We start from the raw sequence: 14,654 nt of genomic DNA, 5'->3' as shown, positions 1-14,654 counted from the left end.
ATTCCAGTGGTCTGTCCCACTCTGCCCCGAATGCGGGCAGGCGGGCGACTCGGTCCTCGCCGGGCGGGCGACTCGGCCGCCGCTCCGAGGGGCCGGAGGCATCCGGCGCCGGGCGCGCGCGCTCAGTGCGAGACGACGTACCCGGCTTCGCGCAGTTCCCCGACCACCACCGCGCAGTGCTCGGGCCCCTTGGTCTCCAGATGGAGGTCCACCTCGACCTCGGCCAGCCCGAGCTGCGGGTCGATCCGCACGTGCGCCACGTCCAGCACGTTCGCGTCCACCCGGGTGAGCACCCCGAGCAGGTCCGCCAGCGCGCCCGGCCGGTCCGCCAGCCGCACCCGCAGCGACAGGTAGCGCCCGGCCGCCGCCAGACCGTGCCGCAGCACCCGCTGCATCAGCTGCGGGTCGATGTTGCCGCCCGAGAGCACCGCCACCACCGGGCCCTCGAAGGACTCCGGCTGCTCCAGCAGGGCCGCCACCGGGCTCGCCCCGGCCGGCTCCACCACCAGCTTCAGCCGCTCCAGGCCGAGCAGCAGGGCCCGCGAGAGGGAGTCCTCGGAGACCGTCCGCACACCGTCCGCCAGGGCGTTGATCACCTCGAACGGGATGTCCCCGGGCCGGCCGACCATGATCCCGTCCGCCATGGTGGCGTAGCGCTCCAGCGTCACGGGCCGGCCCGCCGCCAGCGAGGGCGGGTACGCGGCCGCGGCGGCCGCCTGCACCCCGATCACCCGCACGTCCGGGCGGATCGGCTTCACCGCCGCCGCGATCCCGGCCAGCAGCCCGCCGCCGCCCACCCCGACCAGGATGGTGCGCACCTCCGGGCACTGCTCCAGGATCTCCAGGCCGACGGTGGCCTGCCCGGTGACCACGTCCCAGTGGTCGAAGGGGTGGATGAAGACCGCGCCGGTCGCCTCCGAGTAGCGCTGCGCGGCCCGCAGCGCCTCGTCCACCGTGGCACCGGAGAGCCGGACCTCGGCGCCGTACTCGCGGGTCGCCGCGACCTTGGGCAGCGGCGCGGCCACCGGCATGAAGACCGTCGAGCGGACCCCGAGCAGCGCGGCCGCCAGCGCCACGCCCTGGGCGTGGTTCCCGGCGCTCGCCGCGACCACCCCGCCGGCCCGCTGCACCGGCGAGAGCCCCGCGATCCGCACGTACGCCCCGCGCAGCTTGAACGAACCGGTGCGCTGGAGGTTCTCGCACTTCAGGTGGACCGGCGCGCCGATCAGTGCGGACAGGTGCCGGCTGCCCTCCATCGGTGTCACCCGGGCGACCCCGGCGAGCATCTTCTGGGCGCCGCGGACATCGTCGATGGTGATCGGCCAGCTGTGCATGGCGCCAGCCTACGGCGGGCGGGAGTGCCAACCCGGGATGTCGGCACTGTTCCCGGGCCCGCCCGGCCCGCGTACGCTGCTGGTCCTGAGCCTCCCTCACCGCACGACGATCGTGAGCCGCGATGACGACGACCTCGCCCCAGGCCACCGACCGCACCGACCCCCTGCACGCCCAACTCCAGTACCAGCTGGCGGTGTTCGCCCGGCGCATGGAACAGGTCCGCAGCTCCGACGGGGTGGGCGTCCTGGACCGGGCCGCCTATCTGCTGCTCGACCGGCTGGAGCGGCACGGACCCGCCAACGTCAAGGCCCTGGCCGACGCCCTGGGCGTCGACTCCTCCACCGTCACCCGGCAGGTCGCCCCGCTGGTCGCGGCCGGGCTGGTCGGCCGGGTCCAGGACCCGGCCGACCGCCGGGCCGTACGGCTCGCCCTCTCCCCCATCGGTGCCCGCCGGCTGGCCGAAGTCCGGGCCGGGCGGGCCGAGTTGGCCCGCCGGCTGGTGGCCGACTGGCCGCCCGAGGAACAGCGCGCGTTCTGCGCCCTGCTGGCCCGCTTCAACCACTCCATGGAGTCGTACACGGCGGGCCGGCAGGGCGGCTAGGCACCGTCAGCCGAGGGCCTGCTGGAGGTCGGCCAGCAGGTCGTCGATCGACTCGATGCCGACCGAGACGCGCACCAGGTCGGCGGGCACCTCCAGGGCCGAACCGGCCACCGAGGCGTGGGTCATCCGGCCCGGGTGCTCGATCAGCGACTCGACGCCGCCCAGCGACTCGCCGAGGGTGAAGAGCTGCGTGCGGTTGCAGACCTCGACCGCCGCCTCCTCGCCGCCGTTGACGCGGAACGAGACCATGCCGCCGAACGCCTTCATCTGCTTGGCGGCGATGTCGTGGCCGGGGTGCTCGGGCAGGCCCGGGTAGAGCACCTGGCTCACCTTGGGGTGGCCCGCCAGCAGCTCGGCGACCTTCTCCGCGTTCGAGCTGTGCCGGTCCATCCGGACGCCGAGCGTCTTGATGCCGCGCAGCACCAGCCAGGCGTCGAACGGGCCGGAGACGGCGCCCATCGCGTTCTGGTGGTAGGCGACCTCCTCGCCGAGGCCCGCCTCGGCCAGCACCAGCGCACCGCCCACGACGTCCGAGTGGCCGCCCATGTACTTGGTGGTGGAGTGCACGACGGCGTCCGCGCCGAGCGCGATCGGCTGCTGCAGGTACGGGCTGGCGAAGGTGTTGTCGACCACCAGCAGCGCGCCGGCGCCGTGCGCGACCTCGGCGAGCGCGGTCAGGTCGGTGATGCCCAGCAGCGGGTTGGACGGGGTCTCCACCCAGACCGCGCGGGTGTTGGGGCGCAGCGCCTCGCGGACGGTCGTCAGGTCCTGGAAGTTCGCGACGGAGAACTCGACGCCCCAGCGGGTCAGGACCTTGGCGAAGAGCCGGAAGGTGCCGCCGTAGGCGTCGTTGGGGATCACGATGTGGTCGCCCGGCTTGAGGATGGTGCGCAGCAGGGTGTCCTCGGCGGCCAGGCCGGAGGCGAAGGCCAGGCCGCGGGAGCCGCCCTCCAGCGCCGCGAGGCACTCCTCCAGCGCGGTCCGGGTCGGGTTGGCGCTACGGCTGTACTCGTAGCCGCCCCGGAGGCCGCCCACCCCGTCCTGCTTGTAGGTGGACACCTGGTAGATCGGCGTGACGACGGCCCCGGTCTGGGGGTCTGCTTCCTGACCCGCGTGGATGGCGAGGGTCTCGAAGCCCTGGGGAAGCTGGTGCTCGGTCATGACAACGAGCGTAGTGGGCGAATGCCGGTGCGCCTCCCGGAAGGGTCGCCGCCGTCCGGAAAGCGCCGGGGCTGCCCGGAATCCGGCGGCGGCCGTGAGCGTTGAAGGCTGCACAACGGTTCCCGACCCAGCTGGAGCAGGCCGTGCTGTTCAACCGCGACAAGACCTCGCTCGTCCCCGCCGACCAGGCGCTGCCCGGCCGGGAGACGCCGGGCTTCACCCTGCGCGAGCCGCACACCGTGCTCGGCACCCCGCTCACCGGCCCGTACCCGGCCGGGCTGGAGGTGGCCGACTTCGGGCTGGGCTGCTTCTGGGGCGCCGAGCGCACGTTCTGGCGGCTGCCCGGCGTCTGGACGACCCTGGTCGGCTACCAGGGCGGGCACACCCCCAACCCCACGTACGAGGAGGTGTGCAGCGGCCGGACGGGGCACACCGAGGCGGTCCGGGTGGTCTTCGACCCGGCGGTCGTCTCGTACGAGCGGCTGCTGAAGACCTTCTGGGAGGCGCACGACCCGACCCAGGGCAACCGGCAGGGCAATGACGTCGGCACCCAGTACCGGTCCGCCGTCTACACCCACTCCCCGGCCCAGGCCGCGACGGTGGCCGCGAGCCGCGAGGCGTTCCAGCCGGCGCTGACGGCGATCGGCCTGGGGCCGATCACCACCGAGATCGCCCCGGCGGGCCCGTTCTACCCGGCCGAGCCGTACCACCAGCAGTACCTGTCCGACGCCAAGAACCCGAACGGCTACTGCGGCCTCGGCGGCACCGGCGCCAGCTGCCCGATCGGCGTGGCCCGCACCGGCGACTGACCCGCCCGGCGCCGGGCCTCAGGCCCGGCGGACTTCGTGCTGGAAGCAGCCGAACTCCACGGCGCGGACGTGCACCACGGCCACCTCCGGGTCGGCGAGCAGCTCCGCGGCGGCCGCCTCGGCGGTGTCGGGGGTGACGGGCACCCCGCCCAGGATGTGGCCGTGCCGGTCGTAGGCCCGCAGCACCCGCGCGCCCAGGTGGTACCCGGCCGGCCAGGCCGGGCCCGCTCCGGCGCAGGCGTGGTCGTGCAGGAAGACCGGGCCGACCTCGTCGTACGGGCCCGGGTCGGCGCCGGTCTCGGCGGCCCAGCGGCGCAGCGGCGCGTAGCCGACCAGCGCGATCCGGTCGCCGGGCAGCGCCCGGGTGAGGCAGCAGCGCAGCGGGGCCCCGCCGGTCCGGTCCACCGACCGGACCGGCGGGCGCCCCGCGTCGTCGCGTTCCAGCAGGGCGCGGTGGACGGCCGGCTCGATCGGGCGGACGGCCGGGACGGGTGCGGTGGGATCGCTCATGCCGCCCAGCCTGCCGCCCGGACCGCCCGGTGTCCGGCGGGTTTCGGCCGTCGCGTTCGACGGCCCCGGACCGCCCCGCCGGCGCCCGCGGCGGCCCGCCCGGGGCCTCAGACCGCGCTGCCGGCCTTCCAGGCGGCCCAGCCCAGGTTCCAGCCGTTCAGGCCGTTGGAGGGCTCGACGGTCTTGTCGCCGGAGTTCACGACCTCGACGACGTCGCCGATCATCGAGCTCTTGTAGAACTTGTAGCCGTCCAGGCCCTGGTCCTGGCCGCCCTTGGCGTCCTTCAGGCCGACGCAGCCGTGGCTGGTGTTCTGGCTGCCGAAGATCGACGCCGGGGACCAGTAGTTGCCGTGGATGAAGGTGCCGGAGGTGGTCAGGCGCTGGGCGTGCGGCACGTCGGCGATGTCGTACTCGCTGCCGAGGCCGACGGTCTGCGAGTTCATCCGGGTCTGCTGGTACTGCTCCGAGATGACCATCTTGCCGCCCCAGGTGCGGTACTCCGGCGAGCCGCCGGAGATCGGGTAGACGGCGCTGACCTGGCCGTCGGTGGTGACGGTGAGCTTCTTGGCGGCGAGGTCGGCGACGCTGGTCTGCGCGCGGCCGATGGTGAAGCGGACGTCCTTGGACTGGGTGCCGTAGACGCCCTTGGCGGCCTGGACGTCCTTGAGCCGGAGCTGCACGGTGACCTTGGTGCCCTTGGCCCAGTACTCCTGCGGCCGGAAGTCCAGGCGGGTGCTGGAGAACCAGTGCCCGACGATCTCGACGCCGGGCTCGGCTGTCACGGTGATCGCCTGCTGGACGGCCTTGCGGTCGGTCACCGGCTTGCTGAAGTTGATCGAGACCGGCATGCCGACGCCGACGACCGAGCCGTCCTCGGGGGTGAAGTAGCCGACGAAGGTGTTGGCCGGGGTCGCCGTGGTGAAGACGGCGTTGGCGTCCGCCTCCAGCTTGTCCTTGTCGGTGGCCGAGGCGGTGACGGTGTACTTGGTCCCGCTGGCGGGCGCGGCGGCGGACGTCCAGCCGGTGCCGTCCGAGGAGAGCTCCCCGGCCAGCGCCTTGCCGGTCGAGTCGGTGACCTTGACCGAGCCGAGGGTGCCGCCCGTGACGGTGACCCGGACCGGCTCGCTGAAGCTGGCGGCGGTGGAGCCGTCGGCGGGGGTGACGGTGATGACGGCCACCGAGGTCTTCGGCGCGCTGCTCGCGCTCGCGGGGCCGCTGCCCGTGGCGCCGCCGCCGGAGGATCCGCTGCCCGGGCCGGCGGCGCTCCCGCCGTCGCCCTTGCTGTCGTTGCACGCCGCCAGCAGCAGGACCGGCGCGCCGATCAGACCCGCCAGCACACCGCGCCGGCTCCAGTTCCCGCCGGCCGCCCGACCCTGCCCGTCCCGTGCCGTCACGTCGCCTTCTCCCTGCTGATCATCCCGGGCATTACGGATAGAGAAACGCAATCCGCCCTTTCACGGTTCCATCACCGACGAGTGGCGATCGTATGAGACTACTCAACTTCCTGCCAAATATGGACAAAATGCCCGGTCTGCGAAAGCAGACCGGGCACTCGCGGGCCGTGACGAAAAGTCGGTGAGGACTACTCGGCGGGCTCGTCCACCGTGTACTCGTCCCAGCCCTCCCCCTCGGCGTCGAACTCGGTCTGCGCGGACTCCCAGGTCGCCGAGGCGAGCTCGACGCCCGGGACGTCGCCGAGCAGGGCGACCGGGTCGATGAAGTGCGCGAGCGAACCCGACGGGTCCACCTCGATGGCCTCGACGGACTGGGCGCGCTCCTCGTCGTCGAGGTACTCGTCGTCCGCCACCTGCTGCAGGGCCGCCGCCTTGAGGGCCCCCTCGTCGGTGATCTCGGCGATGAGCTCGATGCTGAGCCGGACGTAGCGCGGTTCGTCCTGGCCGGTCGTGTCAGTGCTGGTCATGCGTGCGAGCGTACGGGAAACCGCTCCGGCCCGAAGGCACGCCGGGTCCGAGGGGCGGAGGGCGGCGGTTCCCGGCCGGGGCGCCCGCGGGCACGGCCGGCGAGCGGCCCACGGGGCGGGCGGACGCACGGGAAGGGCCGGCCCCTCCGAGGAGGGACCGGCCCTGCCGTCTCCGCCGGGGCTCCCCCACCCGGGAGCCGCGGAGACGCGCCGAGACGGCGCGGTGACGACCGCGGGAGCCGTCGCACCCTGATGACCGGCCGGAGCCGGACAGGGGCGGGACGACGACGCCCCCCGCGGTGGGCCCCTCCGCGCCCGCAACCGGGCACGAAGGGCAGGACACGGCCGGCCGGGTCAGGGCCGTCCGACGTGTCCGGAGACGACCACGACCACCGGGGAGCCGCTCCCGGACGGTTGTCGTCGCCTCGTTCGGCGTCTTGCCGTTGACCTCAACGATGCCCGACGCGTGTTAAGCGCGTGCTGCGCGCAGGTGACGCCGGTGTACCACTTCGCCCCCGGACGAGCCCTCAGCCGCTTGGGCGGGCGGCCTCGATGAGCCGCCGTCAGTGCGAGCTGCGGGCGGCCAGGAAGCCCAGCAGGTCCTGGCGGGTGACGATGCCCTGCGGCTTGCCCTCCACCAGCACCACGGCCGCGTCGGCCTTCTCCAGCACCGTCATCAGGTTGGTGACGGTCTCGCCCGAACCGACCACGGGCAGCGGCTTGGACATCACCTTGTCCAGTGTGTCGTCCAGCTGGATCTCGTTCGCGAAGACGCCCTCCAGGAGCAGCTTCTCGGCGACCGAGCCGATCACCTCACCGGCCATGATGTCGGGGTGGCCGGCCCCCGGGGAGACCACCGGCATCTGCGAGACGCCGTACTCGCGCAGCACCCGGACCGCCTCGGCGACGGTCTCGTTGGGGTGCATGTGGACGAACTGCGGGATGCCCTCGTGCTCGATGGCGTCCTTGCGGGCCAGCACCTCGGCGATGTGCGCCTCGTCGGTGGCCGAGGGCAGGAAGCCGTAGTCGGCCATCCAGTCGTCGTTGAAGATCTTCGACAGGTAGCCGCGGCCGCCGTCCGGCAGCAGCACCACCACGACGTCGTCCGGGCCCAGCCGCTCGGCCACCTCCAGCGCGGCCACCACGGCCATCCCGCAGGAGCCGCCGACCAGCAGGCCCTCCTCCTTGGCCAGCCGGCGGGTCATCTGGAACGAGTCCTTGTCGGACACGGCGACGATCTCGTCCGCGACGCCACGGTCGTAGGCGGTCGGCCAGAAGTCCTCACCGACCCCCTCGACCAGGTACGGCCGGCCGGTGCCGCCCGAGTAGACCGAACCCTCCGGGTCGGCGCCGACGACCTTGACCTTGCCGCCGGAGACCTCCTTCAGGTAGTTGCCGGTGCCGGAGATGGTGCCGCCGGTACCGACGCCGGCCACGAAGTGGGTGATCCGCCCCTCGGTCTGCTCCCACAGCTCCGGACCGGTGGAGTGGTAGTGCGAGGCCGGGTTGTCCGGGTTGGAGTACTGGTCCGGCTTCCAGGCGTTCGGCGTCTCACGGACCAGCCGGTCCGAGACGTTGTAGTAGGAGTCCGGGTGCTCCGGGGCGACGGCGGTCGGACAGACGACCACCTCGGCGCCGTACGCGCGCAGCGTGTTGATCTTGTCGGTGGACACCTTGTCCGGACAGACGAAGATGCACTTGTAGCCCTTCTGCTGGGCCACGATCGCCAGGCCGACACCGGTGTTGCCGGAGGTCGGCTCCACGATCGTGCCGCCGGGCTTCAACGCGCCCGAGGCCTCGGCGGCCTCGATCATGCGCATCGCGATCCGGTCCTTCACGGAACCGCCGGGGTTGAAGTACTCGACCTTCGCCAGCACTGTCGCGCTGATGCCGTCGGTGACCTTGTTGAGCTTGACCAAGGGCGTATTGCCGACCAGGTCGATGATCGAGTTGTGGTACCGCACGGGGGTCCTCCCGGTCTGTGGGCATGCGAGTGCTTTCGGTACTGCAAAGCCTAGGCCGTGCCACCGGCCCCGGCCCTCCCCTGCGTCACACCTGCGCCCCGCCCCCACGCGGCCCCCTTCCGGACCGCCGCCCGACCGCCGCCCGACCGCCGCCCGCGCGGTGCGCCCACGGATGGCCCAGTCCCGTCGATAGCGCACGGCCGAGGACGGGTAGGAGGTGTACAGGCAACGCGAGTGGCGGCTCCGACTGGGGGCGGCACGAGGACGCGAAGGGGGCACCGGATGCCAGGGGCACAGGAGTCGCGGGCCCGGGTGGCCCGCCGCATCGCCACCGCGGCGGCGTACGGCGGCGGCGGGCTCGGCCTGCTGGGCGTCGGCCTGGTCGGCGTGCTGCTGACCGAGAGCAAGCTGGCCGTGCAGGCCATCGGCATCCTGGAGGGCGACCCGCCCCGGGCCGACGGCGTCTACGGCGAGGCCTTCGCCGACGCCGGCAGCACCGGCCAGCCGCCCCTGGTGCTCGCCTTCCTCGGCGACTCCACCGCCGCCGGCCTCGGGGTGCTGCGCGCCCGCGACACCCCGGGCGCGCTGCTGGCCGCCGGCCTGGCGTCGGTGGCCGAGCGGCCGGTCCGGCTGGTCAACGTGGCCCGCTCCGGCGGACGCTCCGCCGACCTCTCCGGCCAGCTGGAGCTCGCCCTGCCGCACCGCCCCGACATCGCCGTGATCATGGTGGGCGCCAACGACGTGACCCGGCACAGCCCGGCCCAGCTCGCGGTGCGCCACCTCGGCGAGGCGGTCGCCGCGCTGCGCGCCAACGGCTGCGAGGTGGTGGTCGGCACCTGCCCGGACCTCGGCACCATCAAGCCGGTCCGGCCGCCGCTGCGCTGGGTGGCCCGGCGGGTCAGCCGGCAGCTGGCGGCGGCGCAGACCATCGCCGTGGTGGAGGCCGGCGGCCGGACGGTCTCGCTGGGCTCACTGCTCGGGCCGGAGTTCGCGGCCCGGCCGGAGATGTTCGCCGCCGACCGCTACCACCCGTCGGCCCAGGGGTACGCGACGGCCGCGATGGCCGTGCTGCCCTCGCTCTGCGCGGTGCTGGGCCTCTGGCCCGAGGACGAGCGGCCGGCCGGAGCCGTGCCGGGCGAGACGGTGCTGCCGGTGGCGGTGGCCGCGGCCGCCGCGGCGGGCCGCTCCGGCACCGAGGTGGCCGCCGTCGGCGCGGAGGGCGCGGGCCGGCGCTGGGCCCTGCTGCGCCACCGGCTGCGCGTCGGCCTGCCGGGCACCTGGGCCGCCGAGGGGTCCGCCGGGCGGTCGGCCCCGGCCGCCGGGCCCGACCGCGGGAACACGTCGGCCAGCTCACACGCCGGGGCGGGTGACGCCTGATCTACCAGACGGTAACTTTCCTCCCGGGCGTCCCCCGCGCACCCGGTCGTTCCCGTCGGACCGCCACCCGGACACCCCACCGCCCGAAGGTCACTCAGCGAGGAGCCCGTCATGCCCGAAGCCGTCATCGTCAGCGCCACCCGTTCGCCGATCGGCCGGGCTTTCAAGGGCTCCCTCAAGGACGTCCGCCCCGACGACCTGACCGCCCACATCATCGCCACCGCCCTCGCCAAGGTCCCCCAGCTCGACCCCCGCGACATCGACGACCTGATGCTCGGCTGCGGCCTGCCCGGCGGCGAGCAGGGCCACAACCTCGCCCGGATCGTCGCCGTCCAGATGGGCATGGACTACCTCCCCGGCACCACCGTCACCCGGTACTGCTCCTCCTCGCTGCAGACCACCCGGATGGCGCTGCACGCCATCAAGGCCGGCGAGGGCGACGTCTTCATCTCCGCCGGCGTCGAGACCGTCTCCCGCAGCGTCAACGGCACCTCCGACGGCATGCCCGGCACCATGAACCCGCTCTTCGACGACGCCCAGGCCCGTACCGCCCAGCGCGCCGAGCAGGGCGGTGGGGAGTGGCACGACCCCCGCGAGGACGGCCTCGTCCCCGACGCCTACATCGCGATGGGCCAGACCGCCGAGAACCTCGCCGCCCTCAAGGGCATCACCCGCGCCGACCAAGACGCCTTCGGCGTCCGCTCCCAGAACCTCGCCGAGGCCGCCATCAAGTCCGGCTTCTGGGAGCGCGAGATCACCCCCGTCACCCTCCCCGACGGCACCGTCGTCTCCACCGACGACGGCCCCCGCGCCGGCGTCACCCTCGAAGCCGTCTCCGGCCTCAAGCCCGTCTTCCGCCCCGACGGCACCGTGACCGCCGGTAACTGCTGCCCCCTCAACGACGGCGCCGCCGCCCTCGTCATCATGTCCGACACCAAGGCCCGCGAACTCGGCATCACCCCCCTCGCCCGGGTCGTCTCCACCGGCGTCAGCGCCCTCTCCCCCGAGATCATGGGCTACGGCCCCGTCGAGGCCTCCAAGCAGGCGCTGCGCCGGGCCGGCCTCACCATCGGCGACATCGACCTCGTCGAGATCAACGAGGCCTTCGCCGCCCAGGTCATCCCCTCCTACCGGGACCTGGGCGTCGACCTCGACCGCCTGAACGTCAACGGCGGCGCCATCGCCGTCGGCCACCCCTTCGGCATGACCGGCGCCCGCATCACCACCACCCTGATCAACTCCCTCCAGTGGCACGACAAGCAGTTCGGTCTGGAGACCATGTGCGTCGGTGGCGGCCAGGGCATGGCGATGGTCGTCGAGCGGCTCAGCTGAACCTCCCGGCGTCAACCCCGAAGGGTCCAGACCACCCATTTGGAGTGACGCACAGTAATTGAGGGCCGGATCACACCGCGAGGTCGATCCGGCCCTCTTTTCTTTCGAATCGGGCCCGGAAATCGACAGTGCGGAGCGGATCAACTCCGCTGCGTAGAACGGTGTTACCTAACAATTTGGGGACAAGAGCGAAAGTCCCGGGCAAATTAGACATTCGCCACTGCGGTAACAGCCTCGTATGGGGCAATGTGGAGAGGTAACCCCGTTCCACTCCTCCCTAGGAGTACGTTCCGTGAGCGCCGTCTACACCCTCCTCCTGCTGATACTGATCGCCGTGACGACCGCCGTGCTGGTCCACCTCCGCGGGCTCTCCCGCCGGCTGGACGCCCGGGCCGCGGCCACCGCCACGCCCGCACCGGTCGACGAGGCCGCGATCCGCCGCGCCGTCGCCGAGGCCCTCGCCGCCGACCGCGAGCGGGAGATCACCGAGGCCCGCGCCTTCTGGGCCGAGCAGGAGGCCCGCGCGGCCGAGGACGCGCCACTGTTCGACTCCCCCTTCGCCGGCGTGCTCGGCTCCACCGACGAGTGGCCGCTCTTCTTCCCCCGGCCGACCGGTCCGCAGGAGGCCGCCGACAACGCGGGCACCATGGACCCGGAGTTCGGTGAGGCGCTGCGGTCGGCGCTGGAGGACCTGATCAACGAGGGCGGCGCCGAGCCCGACGCGCCCGGGACCGACGGCGGCGCCCCGCTGCGCCCGGGGCACCCCGCGGGGGTCCCGGTCGCCGAGGTCGGCGGCGACGCCCGGGCCCGCCGCGAGGCCGACCTGCTGGCCACCGGCCTGGAGGCCGGACTGCTGGACGCCGAGCCGATGGTCGAGGACGCGCCCGCGCCCGCCCCCGACCCGCGCCGCCACCCCTCGCACCCGGACTTCGTGCCCAGCCAGGCGCCGTCCCGCGAGTGGACCGACACCCGGCTGGCCACCCTCGCCGAGGAGGGCGTGGCGCTGACGGACGTCCGCCCGGGCCCGCTCGGCACGCTGGACGTGTACGCCTTCGCCGACGGCACCACGCTCTGCGTCGCCCCCGGCGACCGGGAGACCGCGTACCGGCTGATCGACGCCGTCCGGGCCGGCGAGGACGTCCGGCTGCTCGGCGGCTCGCGGTTCTCCGGCTCGTACTCGCTGACCTTCTCCACCGACGACGACGCCGTCTACGTGCTCGCCGACCGGGTGGTCGCCAGCATCTGACACCACGCGCGCGGACGCGGACGCGACAGCCGCGGCCGACGTTGACCCGAGGGCCGACCGGATCAAGGGGTTACCGATCCGGTCGGCCCTCGGCGTTCCCGTCCGCCGTTTCCCGCCGGCGGCCCGCACCGGCCGCCCACCGGGCCCTCGTACCGGGCCGTTCCGCTCCGGCCGCCCGCCGGGCCGCTGCCGCCGGGCCAGGGCTCAGCCGCAGAGCGCGGCTGTGGCGGCCACCTCGGCCAGGGCCCGGGCGAGCACCGCCGGGGCCGCCGCGGGGCCGCCCAGCGGCTCCGGGAGCGGCACCAGCGCCTGGGCCGGCAGGGCCGTCAGGGCGGCCGCCAGGTCGTGCCCGGCGACGGCCAGCTGGTCGCCGGCCGCGAAGGCACCGGCGTCCGGGAACTCGCGCGGCGGCGCGGCCGGTCCGCCGGCGCCGTCCGCCGCCCCCTCGGCGGCCTGCGCCGCCGTCGCCAGCCGGCCGGCCAGCGCCAGCGCGGCGGCGGCCCGGGAGGGGTGGCCGGGGACGGCTCCCAGCAGCCGGCTCTGCGGCATCGAGCGGAAACGGTCCGCCAGGGCGTCGACGGCTTCGGCGAGGGAGGCTGCTTCAGGCATGGCGCGAGCCTAGACGAAAGCCGCCGGGCCGGAGCGGAAGGCTCCGGGGCCCGGCGGCAGTGCGCGGGGGACGCGGTGATCAGTCGTCGCCGCGCAGGATCGCGATCAGCCGCAGCATCTCGATGTAGATCCAGACCAGCGACAGGGTGAGCCCGAAGGCGGCCCGCCAGGACTCCTTCTGCGGGGCGCCCTGGGCGATGGCCTGCTCGATGGCCGCGAAGTCCAGCGAGAGGAAGAACGCGCCGAGGCCGATGCCGACCAGGCCCACCACGATGCCCAGCGGGCCGGAGCGCAGCCCCATCTCCGCACCGAACATCGACGCGACCGCGTTGACCAGCAGCAGGAGCACGAAGCCCATGGCGATCGCGATGCCGATCCGCGTGTACCGCGGGGTGACCCGGATCCGGCCGGTCTTGTAGGCGATCAGCATCGCCGCGAAGACCGCCGCCGTGCCCAGTACCGCCTGGATCGCGATGCCCGGCCAGATGGTGTTGAACACCTTGGTGACGGCACCGAGCGCGAAGCCCTCCAGGCCCGCGTAGAGCAGGATCAGCGGCGGGCTGACACTCCGCTTGAACGAGATCACCAGGCCGACCACGAAGGCGATCAGCGAGGCGCCGATGGCCAGGCCGAAGTTCCGGTCCGGCAGCGCGAACCAGGCCAGCCCGCCGAAGGCGACCAGGGTGAGCAGCGTCATGGCGGTGCGTGCGACGACGTCGTCGAGCGTCATCCGCCCGGTGTCCAGCGGGCCGGCGGACGGCGCGCCGTACATCTCGACCAGCTGCTCGTCGGTCAGCGGAGCCTGGCCCTGCGGCTGCTGGGCGTAGGGGTTGTTGCCGTACGGGTTGTCGCCGTACGGGCCGCTCTGGCCGGGGGGGCCTGCGGCGTACGGGCTCCCGGCCGGCGGGGCCTGCGTGGTACCGAAACCCGCGTAGCCGGGCTCGCGGGTGAAGGACCCCTCCCGCGAGAAGACCGGGTTGCTGCTTCTCATTGCTCATTCCCTCCGTGGCGGCACTGCACCGCCCGCACCACAAGGGTAATGGGTTGGCAAAAGAATAGGGATACGCCGCAAGGAGGATCCGGGGAGCGGCGCCCGGCGGGGACGCCCGGTGGCGTCCCCGCGGGTCGAGCGGTGCCCGGAGCCGGACTCGAACCGGCACGGCCTCACGGCCAAGCAGTTTTAAGCTGCCCGTGTCTGCGTTCCACCATCCGGGCCTTCAAGGACCTGCCCTGCCGACAGTCGGAGGTGGTGCTCCGTCCCCGTGCGGGCCATCCCCGAGCCTAGTCGCCCGCCTCCCCCTTTCGCATGTTCCCAGCCAGGGAAGTTGTCATGTTTCCTTGCCATCTGACGAACAGTTCGTGATTTGGCCAATCCGAGCGTGCTATCCGGCCAGCGGGATCAGGTAAGGGTTGACGTCATACCCGAGGATGAGGGCTTTCTCCGGACGTACGCCCAGCGGTGGTCAGGCCAACCGTCCGGCGGAGCGACGAGAAGCCGTGACCACGTGGCCGAGCATGGAGATACCGCCGAACCCCTGCGCAGACCGGCCCTCCGGAGCCGTCCCGCACCCCCGGCGCCGTCCGCAGCCCGACCCCAAGGAGCACCCCCCGTGACCACGTCGACCGCAACCGCCGTCCGTACCGGCCGGGCGGCCGCCCGCGCCACCGGCCTCAACAAGGTCTACGGGGACGGAGAGACCCGCGTCGTCGCGCTCGACAACGTCAGCGTGACGTTCCCGCAGGGCGAGTTCACCGCCATCATGGGCCCCTCCGGCTCCGGCAAGTCCAC

14 protein-coding genes and 1 tRNA gene are annotated in these 14,654 nt (G+C 73.4%); 6 read left to right on the top strand and 9 right to left on the bottom strand.

Annotated elements, in window-relative coordinates; genetic code table 11:
* Positions 1 to 122: 122 nt before the first annotated feature.
* Positions 123 to 1,334 (bottom strand): threonine ammonia-lyase, encoded by a 1,212-nt coding sequence (ilvA, locus tag ABT263_RS10835; protein WP_352289878.1) that lies wholly within the window; start codon positions 1,332 to 1,334, stop codon positions 123 to 125.
* Between the two features lie 122 nt (positions 1,335 to 1,456).
* On the opposite strand from ilvA, the gene ABT263_RS10830 reads away from it, so the two are divergent.
* Positions 1,457 to 1,936: a MarR family winged helix-turn-helix transcriptional regulator gene (locus ABT263_RS10830; protein WP_329489360.1), complete on the top strand. Its 480-nt coding sequence runs from the start codon at positions 1,457 to 1,459 to the stop codon at positions 1,934 to 1,936.
* Between the two features lie 6 nt (positions 1,937 to 1,942).
* Here ABT263_RS10830 and ABT263_RS10825 read toward each other — a convergent pair whose 3' ends face one another.
* Positions 1,943 to 3,097: a cystathionine gamma-synthase gene (locus ABT263_RS10825; protein ID WP_352289875.1), complete on the bottom strand. Its 1,155-nt coding sequence runs from the start codon at positions 3,095 to 3,097 to the stop codon at positions 1,943 to 1,945.
* A gap of 143 nt (positions 3,098 to 3,240) precedes the next feature.
* Between ABT263_RS10825 and msrA the strand changes: the two genes are divergently transcribed.
* Positions 3,241 to 3,906: a peptide-methionine (S)-S-oxide reductase MsrA gene (msrA, locus tag ABT263_RS10820; RefSeq protein WP_352290033.1), complete on the top strand. Its 666-nt coding sequence runs from the start codon at positions 3,241 to 3,243 to the stop codon at positions 3,904 to 3,906.
* Positions 3,907 to 3,924: 18 nt separating this feature from the next.
* Here msrA and ABT263_RS10815 read toward each other — a convergent pair whose 3' ends face one another.
* From ABT263_RS10815 to ABT263_RS10800, 4 genes are all read right to left on the bottom strand, one after another.
* Positions 3,925 to 4,416 (bottom strand): DUF1203 domain-containing protein, encoded by a 492-nt coding sequence (locus ABT263_RS10815; RefSeq protein ID WP_352289872.1) that lies wholly within the window; start codon positions 4,414 to 4,416, stop codon positions 3,925 to 3,927.
* A 107-nt stretch (positions 4,417 to 4,523) separates the two neighbouring features.
* Positions 4,524 to 5,810, bottom strand: a complete 1,287-nt coding sequence (locus ABT263_RS10810) for a L,D-transpeptidase (protein ID WP_329489357.1) — start codon at positions 5,808 to 5,810, stop codon at positions 4,524 to 4,526.
* A 188-nt stretch (positions 5,811 to 5,998) separates the two neighbouring features.
* Complete coding sequence (locus tag ABT263_RS10805; RefSeq protein WP_329489356.1) at positions 5,999 to 6,337, bottom strand: hypothetical protein; 339 nt, start codon at positions 6,335 to 6,337, stop codon at positions 5,999 to 6,001.
* 563 nt (positions 6,338 to 6,900) lie between these two features.
* Positions 6,901 to 8,301, bottom strand: a complete 1,401-nt coding sequence (locus tag ABT263_RS10800) for a cystathionine beta-synthase (protein ID WP_329489355.1) — start codon at positions 8,299 to 8,301, stop codon at positions 6,901 to 6,903.
* A gap of 282 nt (positions 8,302 to 8,583) precedes the next feature.
* On the opposite strand from ABT263_RS10800, the gene ABT263_RS10795 reads away from it, so the two are divergent.
* The 3 genes from ABT263_RS10795 (at position 8,584) to ABT263_RS10785 (ending at position 12,256) form a co-directional block, all read left to right on the top strand.
* The gene (locus ABT263_RS10795) at positions 8,584 to 9,678 is read left to right on the top strand and encodes an SGNH/GDSL hydrolase family protein (protein WP_352289869.1); all 1,095 of its coding nucleotides are present in this window, start codon (positions 8,584 to 8,586) and stop codon (positions 9,676 to 9,678) included.
* Between the two features lie 111 nt (positions 9,679 to 9,789).
* Positions 9,790 to 11,010, top strand: coding sequence for an acetyl-CoA C-acetyltransferase (locus tag ABT263_RS10790; protein ID WP_352289866.1), 1,221 nt, complete (start codon positions 9,790 to 9,792; stop codon positions 11,008 to 11,010).
* Between the two features lie 292 nt (positions 11,011 to 11,302).
* Positions 11,303 to 12,256, top strand: a complete 954-nt coding sequence (locus ABT263_RS10785) for a hypothetical protein (protein ID WP_352289863.1) — start codon at positions 11,303 to 11,305, stop codon at positions 12,254 to 12,256.
* Between the two features lie 204 nt (positions 12,257 to 12,460).
* Here the strand turns inward: ABT263_RS10785 and ABT263_RS10780 are convergent, their stop codons facing one another.
* The 3 genes from ABT263_RS10780 to ABT263_RS10770 all read right to left on the bottom strand — a co-directional run bounded on the left by ABT263_RS10780 (position 12,461) and on the right by ABT263_RS10770 (position 14,080).
* Entirely contained in the window at positions 12,461 to 12,865 is a 405-nt protein-coding gene (locus tag ABT263_RS10780) for a hypothetical protein (protein WP_352289860.1), read from the bottom strand.
* A gap of 79 nt (positions 12,866 to 12,944) precedes the next feature.
* Entirely contained in the window at positions 12,945 to 13,856 is a 912-nt protein-coding gene (locus tag ABT263_RS10775) for a Bax inhibitor-1/YccA family protein (RefSeq protein ID WP_352289857.1), read from the bottom strand.
* Positions 13,857 to 13,998: 142 nt separating this feature from the next.
* Positions 13,999 to 14,080: transfer RNA gene (locus tag ABT263_RS10770), tRNA-Leu, on the bottom strand.
* Between the two features lie 395 nt (positions 14,081 to 14,475).
* Here ABT263_RS10770 and ABT263_RS10765 point away from each other — a divergent pair.
* On the top strand, positions 14,476 to 14,654 hold a 179-nt coding region (locus ABT263_RS10765), incomplete at its 3' end, for an ATP-binding cassette domain-containing protein (protein WP_352290031.1).

Source organism: Kitasatospora sp. NPDC001603 (assembly GCF_040298365.1).
Lineage (GTDB): Bacteria > Actinomycetota > Actinomycetes > Streptomycetales > Streptomycetaceae > Kitasatospora.
This window is presented reverse-complemented; position numbering and strand designations above follow the sequence as displayed.

What these genes read in the sequence shown, in the direction of transcription:
- ilvA (WP_352289878.1), bottom strand. Translation starts at nt 1,334, where the DNA reads ATGCACAGCTGGCCGATCACCATCGACGATGTCCGCGGCGCCCAGAAG.
- ABT263_RS10830 (WP_329489360.1), top strand. Translation starts at nt 1,457, where the DNA reads ATGACGACGACCTCGCCCCAGGCCACCGACCGCACCGACCCCCTGCAC.
- ABT263_RS10825 (WP_352289875.1), bottom strand. Translation starts at nt 3,097, where the DNA reads ATGACCGAGCACCAGCTTCCCCAGGGCTTCGAGACCCTCGCCATCCAC.
- ABT263_RS10815 (WP_352289872.1), bottom strand. Translation starts at nt 4,416, where the DNA reads ATGAGCGATCCCACCGCACCCGTCCCGGCCGTCCGCCCGATCGAGCCG.
- ABT263_RS10805 (WP_329489356.1), bottom strand. Translation starts at nt 6,337, where the DNA reads ATGACCAGCACTGACACGACCGGCCAGGACGAACCGCGCTACGTCCGG.
- ABT263_RS10795 (WP_352289869.1), top strand. Translation starts at nt 8,584, where the DNA reads ATGCCAGGGGCACAGGAGTCGCGGGCCCGGGTGGCCCGCCGCATCGCC.
- ABT263_RS10790 (WP_352289866.1), top strand. Translation starts at nt 9,790, where the DNA reads ATGCCCGAAGCCGTCATCGTCAGCGCCACCCGTTCGCCGATCGGCCGG.
- ABT263_RS10780 (WP_352289860.1), bottom strand. Translation starts at nt 12,865, where the DNA reads ATGCCTGAAGCAGCCTCCCTCGCCGAAGCCGTCGACGCCCTGGCGGAC.
- ABT263_RS10775 (WP_352289857.1), bottom strand. Translation starts at nt 13,856, where the DNA reads ATGAGAAGCAGCAACCCGGTCTTCTCGCGGGAGGGGTCCTTCACCCGC.